At 69.9% G+C, this 21,747-nt stretch carries 22 protein-coding genes; 10 read left to right on the top strand and 12 right to left on the bottom strand.

Features of this window, described 5'->3' with window-relative positions; translation table 11 throughout:
- Positions 1-36: 36 nt before the first annotated feature.
- A complete protein-coding gene (locus AB0I18_RS00695; protein WP_363103135.1) occupies positions 37-438 on the bottom strand; it encodes a hypothetical protein in 402 nt (133 codons plus the stop codon).
- Between the two features lie 127 nt (positions 439-565).
- Between AB0I18_RS00695 and AB0I18_RS00690 the strand changes: the two genes are divergently transcribed.
- Positions 566-1,270 carry a uridine kinase gene (locus AB0I18_RS00690; RefSeq protein WP_363103134.1) on the top strand — a complete coding sequence of 235 codons (705 nt, stop codon included), beginning with the start codon at positions 566-568 and terminating at the stop codon, positions 1,268-1,270.
- Positions 1,271-1,522: 252 nt separating this feature from the next.
- On the opposite strand, the gene AB0I18_RS00685 is transcribed toward AB0I18_RS00690, so the two are convergent.
- A complete protein-coding gene (locus AB0I18_RS00685) occupies positions 1,523-2,260 on the bottom strand; it encodes a SigE family RNA polymerase sigma factor (protein WP_363103133.1) in 738 nt (245 codons plus the stop codon).
- Positions 2,261-2,523: 263 nt separating this feature from the next.
- Here AB0I18_RS00685 and afsQ1 point away from each other — a divergent pair, with 263 nt between their 5' ends.
- From afsQ1 to AB0I18_RS00660, 5 genes are all read left to right on the top strand, one after another.
- A complete protein-coding gene (gene afsQ1 / locus AB0I18_RS00680; RefSeq protein ID WP_181387337.1) occupies positions 2,524-3,201 on the top strand; it encodes a two-component system response regulator AfsQ1 in 678 nt (225 codons plus the stop codon).
- Complete coding sequence (locus AB0I18_RS00675; protein WP_363103132.1) at positions 3,198-4,808, top strand: HAMP domain-containing sensor histidine kinase; 1,611 nt, start codon at positions 3,198-3,200, stop codon at positions 4,806-4,808. Before afsQ1 ends, AB0I18_RS00675 begins: the two co-directional genes overlap by 4 nt.
- Positions 4,808-5,479 (top strand): hypothetical protein, encoded by a 672-nt coding sequence (locus AB0I18_RS00670; protein ID WP_363103131.1) that lies wholly within the window; start codon positions 4,808-4,810, stop codon positions 5,477-5,479. Before AB0I18_RS00675 ends, AB0I18_RS00670 begins: the two co-directional genes overlap by 1 nt.
- Before the next feature lie 102 nt (positions 5,480-5,581).
- Positions 5,582-6,133 carry a VanZ family protein gene (locus tag AB0I18_RS00665; protein ID WP_363103130.1) on the top strand — a complete coding sequence of 184 codons (552 nt, stop codon included), beginning with the start codon at positions 5,582-5,584 and terminating at the stop codon, positions 6,131-6,133.
- Positions 6,134-6,234: 101 nt separating this feature from the next.
- Positions 6,235-6,438, top strand: coding sequence for a PspC domain-containing protein (locus tag AB0I18_RS00660; RefSeq protein ID WP_363103129.1), 204 nt, complete (start codon positions 6,235-6,237; stop codon positions 6,436-6,438).
- Positions 6,439-6,553: 115 nt separating this feature from the next.
- Here AB0I18_RS00660 and AB0I18_RS00655 read toward each other — a convergent pair whose 3' ends face one another.
- Positions 6,554-6,907 carry an ATP-binding protein gene (locus tag AB0I18_RS00655; RefSeq protein WP_363103128.1) on the bottom strand — a complete coding sequence of 118 codons (354 nt, stop codon included), beginning with the start codon at positions 6,905-6,907 and terminating at the stop codon, positions 6,554-6,556.
- Positions 6,908-7,032: 125 nt separating this feature from the next.
- Positions 7,033-8,187: an adenosine deaminase gene (locus tag AB0I18_RS00650; protein ID WP_363103127.1), complete on the bottom strand. Its 1,155-nt coding sequence runs from the start codon at positions 8,185-8,187 to the stop codon at positions 7,033-7,035.
- Positions 8,188-8,300: 113 nt separating this feature from the next.
- On the opposite strand from AB0I18_RS00650, the gene AB0I18_RS00645 reads away from it, so the two are divergent.
- Positions 8,301-9,074, top strand: a complete 774-nt coding sequence (locus AB0I18_RS00645; protein WP_363103126.1) for a prolyl oligopeptidase family serine peptidase — start codon at positions 8,301-8,303, stop codon at positions 9,072-9,074.
- Positions 9,075-9,598: 524 nt separating this feature from the next.
- On the opposite strand, the gene AB0I18_RS00640 is transcribed toward AB0I18_RS00645, so the two are convergent.
- Entirely contained in the window at positions 9,599-10,561 is a 963-nt protein-coding gene (locus tag AB0I18_RS00640) for a LysR substrate-binding domain-containing protein (protein ID WP_363103125.1), read from the bottom strand.
- Positions 10,562-10,623: 62 nt separating this feature from the next.
- On the opposite strand from AB0I18_RS00640, the gene AB0I18_RS00635 reads away from it, so the two are divergent.
- Entirely contained in the window at positions 10,624-11,910 is a 1,287-nt protein-coding gene (locus AB0I18_RS00635) for an MFS transporter (RefSeq protein WP_363103124.1), read from the top strand.
- A 170-nt stretch (positions 11,911-12,080) separates the two neighbouring features.
- Positions 12,081-13,088 (top strand): sigma-70 family RNA polymerase sigma factor, encoded by a 1,008-nt coding sequence (locus tag AB0I18_RS00630; RefSeq protein WP_363103123.1) that lies wholly within the window; start codon positions 12,081-12,083, stop codon positions 13,086-13,088.
- Here the strand turns inward: AB0I18_RS00630 and AB0I18_RS00625 are convergent.
- Positions 12,981-13,367, bottom strand: a complete 387-nt coding sequence (locus AB0I18_RS00625) for an STAS domain-containing protein (RefSeq protein WP_363103122.1) — start codon at positions 13,365-13,367, stop codon at positions 12,981-12,983. The two genes, AB0I18_RS00630 and AB0I18_RS00625, sit on opposite strands and share 108 nt — an antisense overlap.
- Positions 13,368-13,561: 194 nt before the next feature.
- Here AB0I18_RS00625 and AB0I18_RS00620 point away from each other — a divergent pair, with 194 nt between their 5' ends.
- Positions 13,562-14,482 carry an AEC family transporter gene (locus tag AB0I18_RS00620; RefSeq protein ID WP_363103121.1) on the top strand — a complete coding sequence of 307 codons (921 nt, stop codon included), beginning with the start codon at positions 13,562-13,564 and terminating at the stop codon, positions 14,480-14,482.
- A 116-nt stretch (positions 14,483-14,598) separates the two neighbouring features.
- Here AB0I18_RS00620 and AB0I18_RS00615 read toward each other — a convergent pair whose 3' ends face one another.
- The 6 genes from AB0I18_RS00615 to AB0I18_RS00590 form a co-directional block, all read right to left on the bottom strand.
- Positions 14,599-15,882 (bottom strand): thymidine phosphorylase, encoded by a 1,284-nt coding sequence (locus AB0I18_RS00615; protein ID WP_363103203.1) that lies wholly within the window; start codon positions 15,880-15,882, stop codon positions 14,599-14,601.
- A 37-nt stretch (positions 15,883-15,919) separates the two neighbouring features.
- Positions 15,920-16,321 (bottom strand): cytidine deaminase, encoded by a 402-nt coding sequence (locus AB0I18_RS00610; RefSeq protein WP_363103120.1) that lies wholly within the window; start codon positions 16,319-16,321, stop codon positions 15,920-15,922.
- The gene (locus AB0I18_RS00605) at positions 16,318-17,583 is read right to left on the bottom strand and encodes an ABC transporter permease (protein ID WP_363103119.1); all 1,266 of its coding nucleotides are present in this window, start codon (positions 17,581-17,583) and stop codon (positions 16,318-16,320) included. The genes AB0I18_RS00610 and AB0I18_RS00605 overlap by 4 nt, the downstream gene beginning before the upstream one ends.
- On the bottom strand, positions 17,580-18,710 hold the full coding sequence (locus tag AB0I18_RS00600) for an ABC transporter permease (protein ID WP_363103118.1): 1,131 nt from the start codon (positions 18,708-18,710) through the stop codon (positions 17,580-17,582). The genes AB0I18_RS00605 and AB0I18_RS00600 overlap by 4 nt, the downstream gene beginning before the upstream one ends.
- On the bottom strand, positions 18,710-20,335 hold the full coding sequence (locus AB0I18_RS00595) for an ABC transporter ATP-binding protein (protein ID WP_363103117.1): 1,626 nt from the start codon (positions 20,333-20,335) through the stop codon (positions 18,710-18,712). Before AB0I18_RS00595 ends, AB0I18_RS00600 begins: the two co-directional genes overlap by 1 nt.
- A 255-nt stretch (positions 20,336-20,590) precedes the next feature.
- Positions 20,591-21,640 (bottom strand): BMP family ABC transporter substrate-binding protein, encoded by a 1,050-nt coding sequence (locus AB0I18_RS00590; RefSeq protein WP_363103116.1) that lies wholly within the window; start codon positions 21,638-21,640, stop codon positions 20,591-20,593.
- Positions 21,641-21,747: the final 107 nt, after the last annotated feature.

The following is a 21,747-nucleotide window of genomic DNA, read 5'->3' as shown; positions in this document are numbered from 1 at the left end:
CCGTCCGGGGGAAGCGCGGCTCCTTCCATTCGGCCTTCAGCCCAGCAGCCCCGTCGCCTGGCCCAGCACCGGCACGCTGCCCAGCGACTGGGCCTGCGCCACCGGCCCCGTCAGCATGGTCGTCGCCAGCGGCGGGAAGTCGGCCACCTGCGTGGCGAGCCCGTTGTCGAGCGGGTCGACGCCCGTGCCGGCCAGCGGGTTGGGCTTCAGCCCCGCGACCGGTCCGGTGACGTAGCCGACGGTCCCGGTCAGTGCCTGGACCCCCGCCTGCGGGTCGATGTTGCCCGTCGAGGTGGGCCGGGTGCGGACCACGTCCAGAACGGGGTCGGTGTCCGCGGCCGCCGTGGTCGCACCCGCGCCCAGGGCGATCCCCGCGGTCGTGAGGGCCAGCAACGCGCGCCGGGCGGTCGGGTTCTGGGAGGCCGAGTGTCGTGCCATGGCTGCTGCCACCTTCTGCTGCGCAAAGTAATCAGGTCGGCACACAGGGTAGTTGAGGTGTGATGCGCGATCCAAAGGCGACCCGCGGGGGTCGGCCCGGGCCCGCGATGCTTCACACTGGTGTCTCGTGAGTTCCCATCTTCCGAATTCCGCGACAACTGCCCGTGTCGTGCTGCTGTGCGGCCCCTCCGGCTCCGGCAAGTCCCTCCTCGCGGCCCGCTCCGGCCTTCCGGTGCTGCGGCTCGACGACTTCTACAAGGAGGGCGACGACCCGACGTTGCCGCAGGTGGCGGGCAGTTCGGACATCGACTGGGACCACCCGCTGTCCTGGGACGCGGACGGTGCGGTCGCGGCGATCGAGGAGCTGTGCCGGACGGGGCGTACGAGTGTTCCGGTGTACGACATTTCGCTGAGTGCACGTACCGGTGCGGAGGCCGTCGACTTTGCGGGGACGCCCGTTTTCATCGCTGAGGGCATCTTCGCGGCGGAGATCGTGGGGCGGTGTCGGGAGGCCGGAGTGTTGGCCGATGCACTGTGTCTGAGCCGGGGGGCGGTGACCACGTTCCGTCGGCGGTTCCTGCGGGATCTGCGGGAGGGGCGTAAGTCCGTGCCGTTTCTGCTTCGGCGGGGGTGGCGGTTGATGCGGGCCGAGCGGTCGATTGTGGCTCGGCAGACTGTGCTTGGCGCGTACGCCTGTGATCGGGACGAGGCTTTGGAGCGGCTCGCTGTCGCTTCGCGCTCCTCGCGGGAGGTTGTGGGGGATGTGCGGGTGCGTGGGGGCTGGTCGCGCCCCGCGGCGGAGCCGCAAGATGTCACAGCCCCGCGCCCCTGACGGGGCGCCCCTGCTCGGCCATGCCCACAAGGGAAGCCCGCCCGTGCGCACGAAGAGCGGGACTGGCTGGACCCCCCGGTCCATCCAGTCCCGCTCTTTTCGTGCTCCCCCGTGTGGTGCTCCCCCGTGGTCCCCCGACCCCGTTGGTTCCCCCCGGTACTGCTCCCCCGTGCTGTCCGCCGCCTCCCCCCGGAGTGACGAACACCCTGCCCGCTACCTCCCCCCGGAGTTGCGGGCATCCCCCCACACCCTTCAGGCGACAAGCTCCCCGAAGGACTCCTCCTCGTCACGGCCGAAGCTGAGGACCTCGTCCTCGCGCAGCCGGCGGAGTGACCGCCAGATGCTGGACTTCACCGTGCCGACACTGATGTCGAGGATTTCCGCGATCTCCGGGTCCGTGCGGCCCTCGTAGTAACGAAGGACCAGCATGGTGCGCTGGAGTTCGGGCAGCCGGGCGAGCGCCTGCCACAGGACGGCGCGCAGCTCGGTGCCGCGCATCGCGTCCGTGTCGCCGGCCGTCTCCGGCAGCTCCTCGGTCGGGTACTCGTTCAGCTTGCGGCGGCGCCACGCGCTGATGTGCAGGTTGGTCATGGTGCGGCGGAGGTAGCCCCCGACCGCGGCCTTGTCGCTGATCCGTTCCCAGGCCCGGTACGTCGAGAACAGCGCGCTCTGCAGCAGGTCCTCGGCCTCGAAGCGGTCACCGGTCAGGTGGTAGGCGGTTGCGTACAGGGAGGCGCGGCGCTCCTGGACGTAGGCGGTGAACTCCGCCTCCGACACCGAACGACGCTCCCCCGAGCCCTCCCCGTACGACGCTCCCCCGCTCGTTCCCCCCACATGTGCGTCAACCACCGTCATGTACGACCCGGTGTGCTGACGCCCGGTGCCGCGAGCGCACCCCCGCCCGCTCACGGCACCGGACTTCTCGGTGCTCCTTACGTCGTGGAGACGCGTGACAACTGCGCCAGTGCTGGTGCTGTGCAGCGTGTTCATCTCGCGCCCCCCGTCGTGGAGTTCCGGTTCTGCGGTGCTTCCTTGCCTGTGACCAAAATCTTGCCGCCGCCACTTCATGACGGTGTCCGCCGACTGTCACAGAGCTGTCACAGGGGTTGGGCCCCGGCGAGCCACGGTTCGATCACAGAGAAGCGTTGTACGGCTACTCATACGACACGTACGCCACGCACTCGTACGCGGGACATGTGTGGGAGCGCTCCAACAGTCGATACCCGCCCACGTCATGGGACAGAATGACGTCCGTGCCTTCCCTGTTGCTGATCGAGGACGACGACGCCATCCGGACGGCCCTGGAGCTCTCTCTGACGCGCCAGGGACACCGCGTGGCCACCGCTGCCACGGGTGAGGACGGTCTGAAGCTGTTGCGCGAGCAGCGGCCCGATCTGATCGTCCTCGATGTGATGCTGCCCGGCATCGACGGATTCGAGGTGTGCCGCCGTATCCGGCGTACGGATCAACTGCCGATCATCCTGCTGACCGCGCGCAGCGATGACATCGATGTGGTGGTCGGACTGGAGTCCGGCGCCGACGACTATGTCGTCAAACCCGTGCAGGGGCGGGTGCTCGACGCCCGTATCCGGGCGGTGCTGCGGCGTGGTGAGCGCGAGGCCAACGATTCGGCGACGTTCGGTTCGCTCGTCATCGACCGTGCGGCGATGACCGTGACCAAGAACGGCGAGGATCTGCAGCTGACTCCCACCGAGCTGCGGCTACTCCTTGAGCTGAGCCGCCGGCCCGGACAGGCGCTGTCCCGCCAGCAGTTGCTGCGGCTGGTGTGGGAGCACGACTACCTCGGCGACTCGCGGCTCGTCGACGCGTGCGTGCAGCGGCTGCGGGCGAAGGTGGAGGACGTGCCGTCCTCGCCGACGCTCATCCGTACCGTCCGCGGGGTCGGCTACCGGCTGGACACTCCTCAGTGACCAAACCGCAGGACAAGCTCCGTGGCTGGGCCGCGGCACGCAAGGCGATACTGGCGGGCCTGCGTTTCACCAGTCTGCGGCTGCGGCTGGTCGTGGTGTTCGGTCTGGTCGCGCTCACGGCCGCCGTGTCGGCGTCCGGCATCGCGTACTGGCTCAACCGCGAGGCGGTGCTCACCCGTACGCAGGACGCGGTGCTCGGCGACTTCCAGCAGGCGATGCAGAACCGGGCCAGCACGCTCCGGGAGCATCCGACGCGGGACGAACTGCAGCGCGCCGCCGGGCAGATGGCGAACAGCAGCCAGCGTTTCAGTGTGCTGCTGATCGCCGAGGACGAGACCGGCGGCACCGTCCGCGGCAACTCCGACCTGGACACCTTCACGCTGGAGGACGTACCGAAGTCCCTCCAGAAGGCGGTGAACAAGAAGCAGAAGATCTCCTCGAACAACAAGTACACGTACCACCTGTACTGGCAGCGGATAGTCCAGGGCGACAAGCCGTATCTCGTGGGCGGCGCGAAGGTGATCAACGGCGGGCCTACCGGGTACATGCTCAAGTCGCTGGAGCCGGAGGCCAAGGACCTCAACTCGCTTGCCTGGTCGCTGGGGATCGCGACCGGTCTCGCGCTGGTCGGCTCCGCGCTGCTGGCGCAGGCGCTCGCGACGACCGTCCTCAAGCCGGTGCACCGCCTGGGCACGGCGGCCCGCCGGCTCGGTGAGGGCAAGCTGGACACCCGGCTGCGGGTGTCGGGGACCGACGAACTCGCCGATCTGTCACGGACGTTCAACCGTACGGCGGAGTCGCTGGAGAAACGGGTCGAGGACATGAGCGCCCGCGAGCAGGCGTCCCGGCGGTTCGTGGCGGACATGTCGCACGAGCTGCGGACGCCGCTGACCGCGATCACCGCCGTGACCGAGGTCCTCGAGGAGGAGCTCGACGCGGAGACCGGCAGCGTCGACCCGATGATCGAGCCCGCCGTCCGGCTCGTCGTCAGCGAGACCCGGCGGCTGAACAACCTGGTGGAGAACCTCATGGAGGTCACCCGCTTCGACGCGGGCACGGCCCGGCTCGTCGCGGACAACGTCGACATCGCCGACCAGATCACCGCCTGCATCGACGCGCGCGCCTGGCTGGACGCGGTGGACCTGGACGCCGAGCGCGGCCTCATGGCGCGCCTCGACCCGCGCCGCCTGGACGTCATCCTGGCGAACCTGATCGGCAACGCCCTCAAGCACGGCGGTTCCCCGGTGCGCGTGCGGGTGCGCGACGAGGGCAACGACCTGGTCATCGAGGTCAAGGACCACGGCCCGGGCATCCCCGAGGACGTCCTGCCGCACGTCTTCGACCGCTTCTACAAGGCGAGCGCCTCCCGGCCGCGTTCCGAGGGCAGCGGCCTGGGTCTGTCCATCGCCCTGGAGAACGCCCACATCCACGGCGGCGAGATCACCGCCGCGAACTCGCCCAAGGGCGGCGCCGTCTTCACCCTGCGCCTGCCGCGCGACGCCTCCGAGCTCAGGGACCCCGACAACCCGGACAGCCCCGGCAACCCCGAGGACCCCGGGTGCACGGACAAGTCCGGCGAGGGCGACCGCACCGAGGGGGGCGCGTGATGTCCGTACGCGACGCATGGGGCGTACGCCGGACGCGTGCCGTGTCCCTTTCCCGGAAGCCGGCCGTACGCCGGACGCGGGCCGCTCTCCTCGCCGTGCCGCTGCTCGCCGTGACGCTCGCCGGGTGCGGGATCCGGGCGACGGAGGTGCCGACCGACTTCGGGCCCGCGCCCTCCCGGGTGCCGTGCACGCTGACCGGCCCGGACATCGGTACGCAGTCCTCGCGCGGAATCCTCGTCCAGGTGTTCCTGCTGTGCTCGTCGTCGCTGGCCCAGGTCGACCGGACCGTGCGCATCGAGGCGGGACCGGCGGAGACGGACCGGGTACGCGCCGCGCAGGCGCTCCTCGACGAGCTCTCCGAGCCCCCGTCGGAGGCCGAGCAGCAGGCGAAGTACATGACGGACGTGCCGGAGGGCCTGACGGTGGGCGGCCCGGCCCCCGCCGACCCGGACGACACGCTCCGTCTGAGCAGGCCGCCCGCCGAGCTGTCGTCGTACGCGCTGGCCCAGATCATCTGCACGTTCAGCGACTCCGAGGCCGCCTCCGACGACGGCACGGTCACGCTGGGCGGGCCCGGTGCGGAGGCCCCGCGGCGCTACGAGTGCACGGAGGACGTCCGCTCCCGCCCGGGCTCGGAGACCCCGCCGTCGACGGAGACCGACGGGACCTGAGCGCTCCGCGGGGACCCCGCCTGTGGCGTACGCCTCACCCGTGTGGGCCACCCGGCGCCGACTCACGGAACCGATCCTGCCGAAGGCCGCGTCTTGGGGTGCGTGCAGCGTCAAGGCTCGAACAGCGGCAGTGCCGCGATCCGCTTCCGTGCGGCGGGGGGTGTCCTCCTCGTCGTACATCTCGCGCTTGTCGCCTGGGTCACGCTGCGACCGCTGGACGTGCCGTGGGTGAGCGCCGCGAACCTGCGTCCGTTCGCCAGCATCAGGGCCGACCTCGCGCTGGGCCCCGAGGCGGCGGCCCGCAGCATCGGCAAGGGGCTGCTGCTGCTCGCCCCGCTCGGTGTGCTGCTGCCCATGGCGGGCGGCCGGCTCGCCGTCTCGCCGCTGCTCTCCCTGCTCCGTACGGTCGCCGCGGGCGCCCTGCTCTCGCTGGGCATCGAGCTTCTGCAGACCGGGGTGCCCGGACAGGTCGTGGACGTCGACTCGCTGCTGCTCAACACGGTGGGAGTGGCGCTGGCCCACGTCGCGGTCGTGCCCGCCCTGCGGGGCGTACTACGCCGCCGGGCCGAGACACGGCAGCGGGCCGCCCTCCGCCGGGAGGACCCGGCTCAGGGTCGGACCCCGACGATTCCCAGGGTCGGGATCGCCCCGTAGAGCGACGCTTTGCCCCCTTCGCGTCCGTAGCTTGGAAGGCAGACGAGGCAGCCGCATCGGCAGCCTCGAACCGACCTGCCGACGCTCACGAAGGAGCCGTAATGAACCGCCTTGCCCGCCCCACCAACGACCGGATGATCGGCGGAGTGTGCGCAGCGCTGGCTCGGCGCTTCGGTACCTCCGCGACCACGATGCGGGTGATCTTCCTGCTCTCCTGCCTGCTGCCGGGCCCGCAGTTCCTGCTCTACATAGCGCTGTGGGTCCTGTTCCCCTCCGAGGGCAAGGCAGCTCGTACGGCCTGGTGACGCAGGCGCTCACGCGCATCGCACGCACACAGACGCCGAAGGGGCGCACCCGACCGAGGGTGCGCCCCTTCCGCGCGTACAAGGGTGGTTCTCGGGGTGGTTCCCGGGGCGGTGCTCAGCCCAGCGGGATCCCGTTCACCGGCAGGCCCTGGGTGGGCAGGCCCTGGACCGGCAGTCCGCCGAGCAGACCGGCGACCGGCGCGGCCGGACCGTCGGCGAGGAGCTTCGCGACGGCCGGCTTGGCGGCGGCCAGACCGCCACCGAGCGCGTTCTGACCCTGGGCGAGCGAGTCGGAGGCGCCGGGCAGGGTCTTGGTGACCCCGTCCGCCGGCAGCACGCTGGTGGCGGTGCCCAGGGCCGAGGAGGCATCCGGGACCGCGGGGGCGGCGTTGGCGGCACCGGCGCCGGCGGCGGCGAAGGCGGCACCGAGAGCGGCGACACCGAGGGTCTTGGCAGCAGACTGCTTCATCTTCGTCCTTGCATGCTGTGACGGGGATTTGAGCGGTCCGAAACGGTAATCACGTGAGAGCTCGCCCCGCAAACATCGAAAAGCGGCCGAGTGGCCTCCACCCGGCCGCTTTCCTCGTCATGCTCTCAGGCCTGCCCCTCCGAAGAACCGCTGGTGGAAGCGGTCTGCTGGAACAGCCATTCGGACTTCAGCTCCGCATAACCCGGCTTGATCACGTCATTGATCATGGCCAGTCGTTCATCGAAAGGAATGAATGCTGATTTCATCGCATTGACTGTGAACCACTGCATGTCGTCGAGCGCATAACCGAAAGCATCGACAAGGTGCTCGAATTCCCGGCTCATGCTGGTGCCGGACATCAGGCGGTTGTCGGTGTTCACCGTGGCCCGGAAGTGCAGTCGCCGCAGCAGGCCGATCGGGTGCTCGGCGTACGAGTCGGCGGCGCCCGTCTGGAGATTGGAGCTGGGGCACAGCTCCAGCGGGATGCGCTTGTCGCGTACGTACGAGGCGAGGCGGCCGAGCTTCACGGAGCCGTCCTCCTGGACCTGGATGTCGTCGATGATGCGCACGCCGTGGCCGAGCCGGTCGGCGCCGCACCACTGGAGGGCCTGCCAGATGGAGGGCAGCCCGAAGGCCTCGCCCGCGTGGATCGTGAAGTGGTTGTTCTCCCGCTTCATGTACTCGAAGGCGTCCAGGTGACGGGTGGGCGGGAAGCCCGCCTCGGCGCCCGCGATGTCGAACCCGACGACGCCCAGATCGCGGTAGCGGTTGGCCAGTTCGGCGATCTCCAGGGCGCGGGCCGCGTGCCGCATGGCGGTGAGCAGGGCGCCGACGCGGATCCGGTGGCCGTTGTCGCGGGCGCGCCGCTCGCCTTCCCGGAAGCCCTCGTTGACGGCTTCGACGACTTCTTCGAGGGTGAGCCCGGCTTCGAGGTGCTGCTCGGGGGCGTACCGCACCTCGGCGTACACGACGCCGTCCTCGGCGAGGTCTTCCGCGCACTCGGCGGCGACCCGGACCAGGGCCTCGCGGGTCTGCATGACGGCGCAGGTGTGCGCGAAGGTCTCCAGGTACCGCTCCAGGGAGCCGGAGTCGGCGGCCTCGCGGAACCAGATGCCGAGCTTGTCGGGGTCCGTCTCGGGGAGGTTCGTGTAGCCGGACGCGTGGGCGAGGTCGACGATCGTCCCCGGACGCAGGCCTCCGTCGAGGTGATCGTGCAGCAGGACCTTCGGCGCCCGGCGGATCTGGTCCGAGCTCGGGATGTTCTTGGTCTGGCTCGTCATCTCCGCACTCTACTGCCTACGCGCGTAGATCTCCTGTTGTACGAATCCGTCGATACGTAACGGTGACCGTGCGGACTGCTGGCGTACACCATCGCTTCTGACACTGTTCTGTCATGGCACAGCAAGCGACGCCGGTTCGCAGGGCCCGTCTGGGGCGGGCACTCGGCATGGAGCCGACGGCGGTGAGCGGCGTGGTGCTGCTGCTGCCGGGCGGCGAGGAGTCCTCCGTCCGCAGACCGTCACCGATGCTGGCGACGGCGTCTGTACGGGCGTTGGGGCGCCGTCTCACGCGTGCGGGGCGGGAGCGGGGGTTGGGGGGCGGGCTGGTGGCGCATGTCGTGCACTACCGGTTCCGGGGGTGGAACGGGAGTGAGGCGCATCTCGTTCACGACGCGGTGTGGGCGGCGGACGAGGTCGTGCGCCGGTACGGGGATGTGCCGGTGTGTCTCGCGGGGGTGGACATGGGTGGGCGGGCCGCGCTGCACGCGGCGGGGCACTCCGCTGTCAACTCCGTGCTTGCTGTGGCTCCTTGGCTGCCTGAGGATGACGTGGCCTCGTCTGCCGAACCGGTGAAGCAGCTTGCGGGGCGGCGGGTGATGATCGTGCACGGTACGAATGACGAGCGGACGGATCCTGAGTTGTCGTTCCGGCTTGCCGCGCGGGCGAAGAAGGCGAACCGGGATATCTGTCGGTTCGAGGTTCATTCCGATGGGCACGGGCTGAATCAGCACCGGGGGGAAGTTCTTGCTCTTGCCGAGGACTTTGTGATGGGGGCGTTGTTCGGGCGGGCCTTTTCGCGGCCGGTGGAGGATGCGTTGGCGGCTCCGCCGCCGCTGGGGTTGCGTATGCCGCTTGCCTCCGGCTTCGGGCGGTCGCTTCGGCGTTGACTGTTGTCTGCGGGTTCGGTGGGGGCTGGTCGCGCAGTTCCTCGCGCCCCTGGGAAGGTGGGTGGTGGGGCCGGTGCCGCGACGGGATATCCGATCGCCGCTCTGGGATATTCAGCTTCAGGCACGTTGCCGCGGCGATCGGACACCCCGACACGACCCCTCACGCCGGAGGCCGACAGCGGGCGAGTGGGGCCTGAGGTTCAGACCCCGCCCGGCGCTGGCGGGCCTGTTCTTTTAGGGGCGCGGGGAACTGCGCACCCAGCCCCCACCGGCCCGCAGTGATCACACAGTCCCAAGCCACCCCTGGTCTTTGGTCTTTTCAGGGGCGCGGGGAACGGCGCGACAAGCCACAGCCGACCCGCGCGCTACAAACCAACCCAAGCCACCCCAATCTTTTAGGGGCGCGGGGAACTGCGCGACAAGCCCCCACCGGGCCCGCACCCTACAAACCAACCCGAGCCACCCCCAGTCCTTTAGGGGCGCGGGGAACTGCGCGACCAGCCACGACGGAGCCGCACGCACCGTCACTCGGGGAGGAGTGCACCCCTTCTCGACAGTAGGAATCTCTTGAAGGCGGCTACCGGGGGCGTGTCCGGGTGGCCGTCCAGCCAGGCCACTCCGATCTCGCGGGCCGCGCGGGGAGCGGTGACCGTCAGTTCGACGACTCCCGGGCGGGCCACCGCGGGCGGGGGCAGCAGCGCGACCCCGAGACCGGCGGCTACGAGACCGCGGAGCGTCTCCGCCTCCTCCCCCTCGAAGGCGACACGGGGCCGAAAGCCCGCCTGCGCGCAGAGGTCGTCGGTGATGCGGCGGAGGCCGTAACCGGGTTCCAGGGTCACGAACGTCTCGTCCGCGGCCTCGGCGAGGCGGATGCGGCGGCGGGAGGCGAGACGGTGGTCGGCGGGGACCACCAGACGCAGTTTCTGTTCGTCGAGGCGCCGGGAGACCAGGTCGGGGGCGTCCGGGACGGGGGACGTGAGGCAGAGGTCCAGTTCGCCGGAGCGCAGGCGCTCGATCATCGCCTCGCCGTAGTTCTGGACGAGGCTGAAGCGGACCCGCGGATGATCGGCGCGGAAGGCCCGGATGAGGCCGGGGACCGTCTCGGAGCCCATGGTGTGCAGGAAGCCGAACGCGACCTTGCCTGTGGCCGGGTCGGCGTCGGCCCGTACCTCCTCGGCGGCCCGTTCGACCTCGGCGAGGGCCCGCTCGACGGAGGCCAGGAACGTACGCCCTGCCGGCGTGAGCGAGACCGTGCGGCCGCGACGGGCGAAGAGGTCGACGCCCAGGTCCTGTTCGAGGCGGACCATCGCACGGGAGAGGGTGGACTGAGGGACCTGCATCTCCTGCGCGGCCCGGGTGACGTGCTCGGTCCGGGCGACTCCGGCGAAGTACGCGAGGCGCGGAGCGAGCAACCTCGACATGCCGGCGCCGTCTTCTGTGTCACTGGACGGTGACAGACGACTCTCTGACCTCTGCTGATGCATCACGGGAACGATTATGGCGATTCCATGCATTGGACGGATCAGAGGGAGGTGTTTAGGTTCGAAGCATGCCTTCTGTCAGTACCGGGGCGTCCATCACAGTGGGCGCCTCAGCCTCCGTCGTCTCCTCTTCCACCGATTCCCGCCTGACCCCCGGCGGGCCCGGCTACCGCCGCATGAGCTTCGCGCTCTTTCTCGCGGGTGTCGCGACCTTCGCGCTGCTCTACTCCACGCAGGCCCTCCTCCCGCTGATCTCCAGTGACTTCGGGGTCACGGCGAGCGCGGCGAGCTGGACGGTGTCCGCGGCGACCGGCGCGCTGGCGCTGTTCGTCCTGCCGCTGAGCGCGCTGTCGGAGCGGTTCGGGCGGCGGACGTTGATGACGTGGTCCCTGGGGATCGCGGTGACGGTCGGTCTGCTGGTGCCCTTCGCCCCGTCGGTCGGCGCGCTGATCGCGCTGCGGGCGGTGCAGGGCGCGGCGCTGGCCGGACTGCCCGCCTCGGCGACGGCGTACCTGGCGGAGGAGGTCCGGCCGAAGGCGCTGATCACCGCGATCGGTCTCTTCGTGGCGGGCAACAGTGTCGGTGGCATGAGCGGCCGGGTCATCACCGGCTGGGTCGCGCAGGAGTGGGGCTGGCGGGTCGCCGTCGGGGTGGTAGGGGTCGTCGCGGTGGGCTGTGCGGTCGCCTTCCGACTGCTGCTGCCGGCGCCGAAGCACTTCAGGGCCGGTTCCCCGCGGCCGGGGATGCTGGTCCGCACGGTGCGCGGCCACCTCGCCAATCCGCTGCTGTGCCGGCTGTACGCGATCGGCGCGCTGTTCATGACGGTGTTCGGCGCGGTCTACACGGTGATCGGGTACCGCCTCACCGACGCCCCGTTCTCGCTTCCGCAGGGCATCGTCGGGTCGATCTTCCTGGTCTACCTCGTCGGTACGGTTTCGGCTTCGACGGCGGGGAAACTGGTGGGCCGCCTCGGCCGGCGCGGTTCGCTGTACCTGGCGGGCGGAACGACTACCGCGGGTTTGCTGCTCTCGTTGGCCGACTTCCTGCCGGTCGTCCTGCTCGGGCTCGTCCTGATCACCGCGGGCTTCTTCGCGGGCCACGCGGTCGCGTCCTCCTCGGTGAGCCACACCGCCAAGGAGGGGCGCGCCCAGGCCTCGGCGCTCTACCAGTCCGCCTACTACGTGGGCTCCAGCGCGGGCAGCACGCTCGGTGCGGTCGCCTACCACTCGGGCGGCTGGGCCGGGACGGTCGCGCTCGGGCTGCTGGCGGTGTTCGGGGTCGTGACGATCACGGTGGTGGGGTCGCACGCGGCCCGGGTCCAGCGGCGGCTGGTGCCGGCGGGGGTCCGGCACTGAGGGTCGACTTCCGAACGTACGGGTGCAGGTCAGGACAGAAACTGTCCTGACCTGCACCTTTTTCGTCTCGGGGGGTCATTGTCAGTGGGCTGCGGTAGCTTCCGAAGGGTCGGCGCCGCAAAGGGGCGATGTCGGTGACTACGGATCAAGGCCACAGGGGTGGGTCGGCTATGAGCGACGGTACGGTCATGACGGAGGACCTGGACGTCCGGCTGGAGAAGCACCGGGTCGAGCTGACGGGGTACTGCTACCGGATGCTCGGCTCGTCCTTCGAGGCGGAGGACGCGGTTCAGGACACGCTGGTGCGCGCCTGGCGCAGCTACGACAAGTTCGAGGGCCGCTCCTCGATGCGCTCGTGGCTGTACCGGATCGCGACGAACGTCTGCCTGGACATGCTGACGGCGGGCAACAAGCGGGCCCGGCCCGTGGATCTGACGGACTCGACGCCCCTCGCGCAGGCGGCGCTGACTCCGCGCCCGGACAACACGTGGCTGGAGCCGATGCCGGACGCCCGCGTGCTGCCGACCCCCAGCGACCCGGCCGAGGCCGCGGTGGCCAAGGAGTCGGTGCGCCTGGCCTTCATGGCCGCCCTGCAGCAACTGCCGCCCAAGCAGCGGGCGGTGCTGATCCTGCGGGAGGTGCTGGCCTGGAAGGCGAGCGAGGTCGCCGAGCTGCTCGGCACCACGGTCGCCTCGGTCAACAGCGCGCTCCAGCGGGCCCGCGCGACGCTCGCCGAGCGCGACGGGGCCGCCGCGGAGGCCGCCACCTCCGATCCGCTGGACGAGGAGCAGCAGAAGCTCCTGGAACGCTATGTGGCGGCCTTCGAGGGGTACGACATGACGGCGTTGACGGCGCTGCTGCACGAGGACGCCGTGATGACGATGCCGCCGTTCGACCTGTGGCTGTCGGGACCCGAGGACATCACGGGCTTCATGACGACGCTGGGCGCCCCGTGTGCGAACTCACGCCTGGTGCCGGTCGCGGTGAACGGACTGCCGGGCTTCGCGCAGTACAAGCCGGACCCGGACACGGGGGGCTACACGCCGTGGGCGGTGCAGGTGCTGGAGACCTCAGAGGGGCGGATCACCGGGTTCCACTGCTTCCTCGACACGAAGCGCTGGTTCCCGCTCTTCGGGCTGCCCCTCCACCTCGAAGCGGAGGCCGACCAGAGCGAGTAGCGCGTGCAGGGCCGGATCGGGGTCACGCAGTCTGATCCGGCCTCCGGCGCGGCGGGCGGTGAGCTCCATCCTGGCCAGCGCGTCCACTGTGGTCAGACCGGGCGGACCGAGGCCCGCGACGTCGCAGACCAGGACTCCGGCTCCGCTGCTCTCCAGTCGTGCGCGCACGTCCTCACAGAGCCTCGGCACCTCGTCACGGGTGACGGGTCCTGGCAGTACGAGTACAGCGGGTGTCATGGCGTCCACGTGCGGTAGACCGGGCGGCGGCGCGGAACTCATCGCTGGGCGGTCACCGGGCACTCACCGAGCGCACACCCTGGCGCGAAGTTCCGTCGGTCAACATCACATTGACCAGGGGATGCACTACCCAAGAGGGTTGGGTGTATGCCCCACGAATCAGCCCCCGTACGGATACCCGACGACCACCGCCTCCTTCCGGTCCCCGGACACCCCCGAGGGCTCGCGGAGGTGCCGTGCAAGGGGTGCTGAACGGCTTCGCGGTCATCGCCGTCGTCATCGGCGTCGGCTATCTGATCGGACGCCGCGGCTATCTCGGGGACAACGGACGGGAGGTGCTGACCAAGCTCGCCTTTCACGTGGCCACGCCGGCTCTGCTCTTCACGACCCTCGCCCAGGCCGACCTGTCCGTCATCCTCTCCAGCCGACTGCTGGTGACGGCGGTCAGCACGTTCGCGGTCGCCGGGGTGTTCGTCGCGGTCGGTGCCGTACGCCGCTGGGGCGTGGGCCGGACGACGATCGGCGCGCTGTGCTCCAGTTACGTCAACGCGGGCAACCTGGGCATCCCGATCGCCGTGTACGTACTGGGCGACGCCTCGCTCGTGGCGCCGGTGCTGCTGTTCCAGCAGATCGTGATGACGCCCGTCGCACTGACGATCCTGGACCTGTCGCGGCCGGGTGAGAAGGCCTCGCTGTGGCAGCGGGTGACCGCCCCCGTGCGCAACCCGATCGGCATCGGCTCGCTCAGCGGGGTGGCGGTCTCGGCGAGTGGACTGACGGTCCCGGGCCCGGTCCTCGACCCGCTGACGCTGATCGGCAACATGTCGGTGCCGGCCGTCCTGTTGGCCTTCGGCATCTCCCTGTGCGGCAGCACGATGCCCGGCCGCGGTCCCGACCGGACTCCCGTCCTGCTCTCGGTCGCCCTGAAGTCCGTCGGCCAGCCCCTGGTGGCCTGGGCCCTGGCCGCGGGCGTCTTCGGGCTGCGCGGGGCGCCGCTGCTGGACGTGGTGGTCACCTCGGCGCTGCCCGCCGCGCAGAACCTCTTCACGTACGCGTCCCGGTACCGGGTGGGCGAGGTGTTGGCGCGGGAGTCGATCCTGTTGTCGACGATGGCGGCGGTGCCGGTGTTGGTTGTGATCGCGGCGGTACTGGGCTGACGCCGACGGCCCCCTCGCCGGTCCCTTTCACCCTCCCCCGGAACCGCGAAAGGGGCCAGTGACGGACACCGGCCCCTTTCGCACGCGCCTGGTTCAGGCGATCACCCGCACCTGGTTCAGGCGATCCGGTCCAGCACGATCGGCTTCGCCGTGAAGTCCGTGCCGGCGGCGGCGATGTCGTATGAACCCCCCACCGCCTCCAGCGCGTACTCGAAGCGCTCCGGCGTGTCCGTGTGCAGGGTCAGCAGGGGCTGGCCCTCGGTGACGGAGTCGCCCGGCTTGGCGTGCATCTCGATGCCCGCTCCGGCCTGGACCGGGTCCTCCTTGCGGGCGCGGCCCGCGCCGAGGCGCCAGGCGGCGACGCCGATGTCGTACGCGTCGAGGCGGGTCAGGACACCGGAGGACGGGGCCTTGACCACGTGCTGCTCGCGGGACGTGGGCAGCGGGGCGTCCGGGTCGCCGCCCTGAGCCGCGATCATGCGGCGCCAGGCATCCATCGCCGAGCCGTCCGCCAGGGCCTTCGCGGGGTCGGCGTCCTTCACGCCCGCCGCGTCGAGCATCTCGCGGGCCAGGGCGAGGGTCAGTTCGACGACGTCGGAGGGGCCCCCGCCGGCCAGCACCTCGACCGACTCGCGCACTTCGAGGGCGTTGCCCGCCGTCAGGCCCAGCGGGGTCGACATGTCCGTCAGGAGCGCGATCGTCCGCACCCCGTGGTCCGTGCCCAACCCGACCATCGTGGAGGCGAGTTCACGCGCGTCCTCGATCGTCTTCATGAAGGCGCCCGTGCCCACCTTCACGTCCAGGACCAGCGAGCCCGTGCCCTCCGCGATCTTCTTCGACATGATCGAGGAGGCGATCAGCGGGATCGCCTCCACTGTGCCGGTGACATCGCGCAGGGCGTACAGCTTCTTGTCCGCCGGGGCCAGGCCGTCGCCCGCCGCGCAGATCACCGCGCCGACCTCGTCCAGTACGGAGAGCATCTCCTCGTTCGACAGGAGCGCGCGCCAGCCGGGGATCGACTCCAGCTTGTCCAGCGTGCCGCCGGTGTGGCCGAGACCGCGGCCCGAGAGCTGCGGGACGGCCGCACCGCAGGCGGCCACGAGGGGCGCCAGTGGGAGCGTGATCTTGTCGCCGACGCCGCCCGTCGAGTGCTTGTCGGCGGTCGGACGGGACAACGCGGAGAAGTCCATGCGCTCGCCGGAGGCGATCATCGCGGCGGTCCAGCGGGCGATCTCGCGGCGGTTCATGCCGTTGAGCAGGATCGCCATGTTGAGGGCGGCCATCTGGTAGTCGGCCACCTCGCCGCGTGTGTACGCGTCGATGACCCAGTCGATCTGCTCGTCGCTGAACTCACCGCGGTCCCGCTTGGTGCGGATGACGGAGATGGCATCCATGGACAACAACGCCATGACGTTGGCTTCCTTCCGAAGAGCGGTGCTACTTGGTGAGATGCCCCGGCCCGAAGGCCTGCGGCAGCATCTCGGAGAGCGGCAGGAGCCCGGCCGGGGTCTCCAGGATCAGGTCGGGGCCGCCGAACTCGTACAGCAGCTGGCGGCAGCGGCCGCACGGGACGAGGATCTCGCCGCGGCCGTCGACGCAGGTGAAGTGCGTCAGCCGGCCGCCCCCGGTGTTCTGGAGCTGTGAGACCAGACCGCACTCGGCACACAGCCCGATCCCGTACGAGGCGTTCTCGACGTTGCACCCGGAGATCACCCGGCCGTCGTCGACCAGCGCCGCGACGCCGACCGGGTAGCCCGAATAAGGGGCGTACGCACGGGACATGGCCTCGCGGGCCACCTCCCGCAGGGCCTCCCAGTCGACGTCACCGGCGGAGGTCACTTGCCCTGCCCCCGCCGGTACGGCATGCCGTTCGCCTTCGGCATTCGCAGGCGTTGCGCGGAGAGGGCGAGGACGAGCAGCGTGATGACGTACGGCGTGGCGGAGACGACCTGGTTCGGGACCTCGTCGGTGAGGGCGTACCAGGTGAACACCAGCGCGCCGACGGCCAGCGTGAGCACCGCGGCGACGTACTTCTTCTTGACGACCAGCCAGATCGCGCCGATGACCAGCAGGATGGCGGCGAGCAGCAGCAGCGCGTGGACGTTCGCGGCGCCGCCGCGCAGGTTGAGGCTGTCGGTGTAGCCGAACAGGCCGGCGCCGATGGCGAGTCCGCCCGGCATCCAGTTGCCGAAGATCATCGCGGCGAGGCCGATGTAGCCGCGGCCGCTGGTCTGTCCCTCCAGGTAGAAGGGGTTGGCGACGATCGACAGGAAGACACCGCCGAGGCCCGCCAGACCGCCGGAGATGATCACGGCCAGGTACTTGTACTTGTAGACGTTGACGCCGAGCGACTCGGCCGCGACCGGGTTCTCGCCGCAGGACCGCAGACGGAGGCCGAAGGCGGTACGCCACAGGATCCACCAGGTGGCGGGGATCAGCGCGACGGCGATCAGGGTCAGCCAGGACACGTTGGTGACCAGGCCGCCGAGCAGGCCGGCGATGTCCGAGACGAAGAACCAGCCCTTGTCGTTGAGGTCGGCGAGCCCGTCGGAGAGTCCTGGCACGGTGAAGTTCCCGAGGGACTCGACCGGCGGGGACTGCTTGGCGGTGCCGCCGGTGACGCCCTCGAAGGCGAGCGGGGCGAGGTAGCGGGTGGCGCCGAGGGCCAGGATGTTGATGGCCACACCGGAGACGATGTGGTTGACGTTGAAGGTGATCGTGACGATCGCGTGCAGCAGACCGCCGATGCAGCCGCCGATGATGCCGACGAGGACGCCGGTCCACGGACCCCACTGGTAGCCGGCCCAGGCCCCGAACCAGGTGCCGAGGATCATCATGCCTTCGAGGCCGATGTTGACGACGCCCGCGCGCTCGGCCCACAGACCGCCGAGACCGGCCAGGCCGATCGGGACGGCCAGTTGGAGCGCGGTGGACATCTGGCTGACGTTGGTGATGCCGTCGGCGCCGGTGATGATGCGGACGATCGAGGTCAGCGCCAGGCCGCCCGCGATGATCAGCAGGAGGACGGGGAGCGTCAGCCGGCGGCCCTTGGGCGCCGCGGGCTGCAGTGTGGGCTGGTTGAGGTCGGTCACGGTGGTCATCGGCCGGCCACCTCCTTCTCGGTCGTGTTGTCGGAGGAGGCGCCGAGGACGTGTCCCGCGGCGAGTTCGGCGCCGACGCGGCGCTGCTGGCGGCGCAGGCCCCACTCGCGCACGGCCTCGTACGAGACGACGACCGCGATCACGATCAGGCCCTGCATGATGACCGCGATCTCCTTGTCGTACCCGTGGAAGTCGAGCTCGGGCGAGGCCTTGTCCAGCCAGGCCCAGAGCAGGGCCGCGAAGGCGATGCCGGTCGGGCTGTTGCGGCCGAGCAGGGCGATGCCGATGCCGAGGAAGCCGATGCCGGTCGGGAAGTTCAGGCTGTAGGTGTGCGTGTCGCCGAGCAGGATCGGCAGGCCCGCGAGGCCGGCCAGACCGCCGGAGAGCAGCATGGCGGTGAGCACCATGCGCTTGGGGTTCACCCCGCTGGCCGCGGCGGCCGACTCGGAGGCGCCCGAGGCGCGCAGGTCGAAGCCGAAGCGGGTGCGGTTGAGGACGACCCAGTAGCCGATGCCGAGCAGCACGGCGAGGACGACGAGGCCGTAGATCTCGCCGGCGTCGCCCATGTCGATGCCGGGCACCCAGCCGGACTCCTTCATCTCGCCGGTGGTGTTGTTGTTGCCGATCTTGACGCCGAAGACGCTGGGCAGCCAGAAGTAGGCGATGACGGAGGTCGCGATCGCGTTGAGCATGATCGTCGCGACGACCTCGCTCACGCCCCGGGTGACCTTGAGGACACCGGCGATGCCGGACCAGAAGGCGCCGGTGAGGACCGCGGTCACGATCAGCAGCGGGACCTGGAGGACCGCCGGCAGCGCGACGTGGGCGCCGACGATCGCGGCCATCATGGCGGCGAGCTGGTACTGGCCGTCCACACCGATGTTGAACAGGTTCATCCGGAAGCCGATGGCCACCGCGAGCGCCGCGATGTAGTACAGCGAGGCCTGGTTGATGATCAGGACCTGGATGTCGGAGAACGTGGCCTGCTCGAACATCAGCGAGTACGGCTCGAACGGGTTCTTCCCCGAGGCGATCAGCACGACCGAGGTCAGTGCCACGGCCACGACGAGCGCGATGACCGGTCCGGCCACCGCGAGGAGCAGGCGCTCCTTGTCGAACTTCTTCATCAGCGGGCCTCGTCTTCCGGGGCGTCTTGCGAGGTCTCGGCGTGCTCTTGCTCTTCGAGCTCTGCCTGCTCCTGCTCTGCCTGCTCCTGCTCTTCGAGCTGTTCCACGAGCTCTTCGTTCTCCAGGTGTCCGGAGGCGGCGCCGGTCATGGCCGAGCCGAGCTCCTCCGGGGTGATGGTCACCGGATCGGCGTCCGCGACCAGCTTGCCGTTGTAGATCACCCGGAGGGTGTCGGAGAGGCCGATCAGCTCGTCCAGGTCGGCGGAGATCAGCAGGACGGCAAGACCCTCGCGGCGGGCCTCGCGGATGAGGTCCCAGATCGCTGCCTGCGCGCCGACGTCCACACCGCGGGTGGGGTGGGCGGCGATCAGAAAGCGCGGCTTGTGGCTCATCTCGCGGCCGACGATCAGCTTCTGCTGGTTGCCGCCGGACAGCGAGGCGGCGGTGACGTCGACGCCGGGTGTGCGGACGTCGTACGCCTCGACGATCCGGCGGGTGTCCTCCTGGGCGCCCTTGATGTCGAGCCAGATGCCCTTAGCGTTGGGCTTCTCGGTGACGTGGCCGAGGATGCGGTTCTCCCAGAGCGGGGCTTCCAGGAGCAGGCCGTGGCGGTGGCGGTCCTCGGGGATGTAGCCGATGCCGTGTTCGCGGCGCTTGCGGGTGACCCAGGAGGTGATCTCCTCCTCGCCCAGCGTGATGGCGCCGGAGTCGGCGGCCTTGAGGCCGATGAGCGCCTCGATCAGCTCGGTCTGGCCGTTGCCCTCGACGCCGGCCAGGCCGAGGACCTCGCCCGCGTGGATGGTGAAGCTGATGTCGTCGAGGAGGGCCTTGCCGCCGGGGGCGACCAGGCGCAGGTCCGCGACGGTCAGCACCGGCCGGTCGGTGACCGTGGACTCGGCGGTCTCCGGGGTGGGCAGTTCGCTGCCGACCATCAGTTCGGCGAGCTGGCGCGAGGTGGTCTCGGCCGGGACGGCGGTGCCGACCGTCGTGCCGCGGCGGATGACCGTGATCTCGTCGGCGACCGCCAGGACCTCGCCCAGCTTGTGCGAGATGAAGATGACGGAGAGGCCCTCGGCCCTGAGCTCGCGCAGGTTCGCGAAGAGCGCGTCGACCTCCTGCGGTACGAGGACCGCGGTGGGCTCGTCGAGGATGAGGATGCTCGCGCCGCGGTAGAGGACCTTGAGGATCTCCACGCGCTGGCGGTCGGCGACACCGAGCTCCTCGACCAGGGCGTCGGGGCGCACGCCGAGGCCGTACCGGTCGGAGAGCTCCACGATCCTGCGGCGGGCCTTGCCGCCGATGCCGTACGACTTCTCGCTGCCCAGGACGACGTTCTCCAGGACGGTGAGGTTGTCGGCGAGCATGAAGTGCTGGTGGACCATGCCGATGCCGCGGGCGATGGCGTCGGCGGGCGACGAGAAGGTGACGTCCTCGCCGTTGACGGAGATGGTGCCCTCGTCCGGCTTCTGCATGCCGTAGAGGATCTTCATCAGCGTCGACTTGCCGGCCCCGTTCTCGCCGACGAGGGCGTGGACCGTGCCTTTGCGGACGCTGAGGTGGATGTCGTGGTTGGCCACGACGCCGGGGAACCGTTTGGTGATCCCGGCGAGTTCGACCGCGGTCACCTGACCGTTGACCGCGCCGGCCGGTGCCGGAGGGCTGCTGGACGCGTTGATGGCGCACTCTCCTGAGGAAAGGGGGTCGTCTACGCGCGTAGCGCCCCTACGGCAACTTGAGGGGCGGCGTCTCGCGAGAACGGGGTACAAGGAGCCAGGCTCCCTGTACCCCGTTGAGCGGACGTAACCCCGCGGTTACTGGACGACTCCGGGGACTGCCTGAACTTCCCCGGGGTCGCTCGGCTGCTCTTGAGGTACTGCTGATCAGCTTGTCTTGACCTTGATCTCGCCGCTGATGATCTTTTCCTTGGCCGCCGTGACGGCTTCCTGGATCGCGGTGTCGCTCTTGAACTTCGGGTTGGACTCGGCGAGGCCGACCTCACCGGACTTCAGGTCGCCCCTGACGATACCGGTCTCGGGCTTGCCTTCCTCGACCGACTTCGCGAGGTTGTACACCGCCTTCGCGACATCCTTCGTCGCGGAGGTCAGGATGGAGTCCTTGTAGGCGGCCAGCGGCTTCTGCTCGTACTGGTCGGAGTCGACGCCGATCGCCCACACCTTGCCGGCGGCCGCGGCCTCGATGACACCCTGGCCGGACAGACCGGCCGCCGCGTACACGACGTCCGCCTTGTTCTCGATCTGGCCCTCGGCAGCCGTCTTGCCCTTGTCGGGGCTGGAGAAGCCACCCTCCTCGGCGGTCTGCGTCAGGTACTGCGACAGGACCTTGACCTTGGGCTCGGTGTCCTTGACACCCTGCGCGAAGCCGGCCCCGAACTTGTGGATGAGCGGGATGTCCACACCGCCCACGAAGCCGACGGTGTCGGTCTTGGTGGCCTTGGCGGCCGCGACACCGGCGAGGTACGAGGCCTCCTGCTCGGAGAAGACCAGGTCCGCGACGTTCTTCGCCTCGATCGTGGAGTCGTCGACGATGCCGAAGGTGGTGTCGGGGTACTTCTCCGCGGCCGCCTTGACGGCCGGCGCGTAGGCGTAGCCGATGCCGATGACGGGGTTGTGGCCCTGCTTGGCCAGCGAGACCAGCCGCTGCTCCTTGTCGGCGTCCGTCTCACCGTCGGTGGGTTCGAGGTCGGCGGTCTGGTAGCCGAACTCGTCCTTCGCCTTCTGCAGGCCCGCGTACGCGGCGTCGTTGAAGGACTGGTCGCCCTTGCCGCCGACGTCGTACGCGATGGCGAGACCCTTGTCGCCCTTCGACTCCGAGGAACCGGAGGAGGTGGACGTACCGCCACAGGCCGAGAGGGCGAGGGCGAGAGAGGTGACCGCCGCGCCTGCGAGCGCTATGCGGGGAACCCGGCGCATGTGTTGTGCTCCTGTCGTACAAGCGTCGTACAAGCGCCCGGCAGAACACCTCGACGCTGGCTTCGCCGCAGATTAACGCGCGTAGACCAACTAGAGAACCCCCTCTG

Source organism: Streptomyces sp. NPDC050704, from assembly GCF_040654355.1.
GTDB lineage: Bacteria > Actinomycetota > Actinomycetes > Streptomycetales > Streptomycetaceae > Streptomyces.
This window is presented reverse-complemented; position numbering and strand designations above follow the sequence as displayed.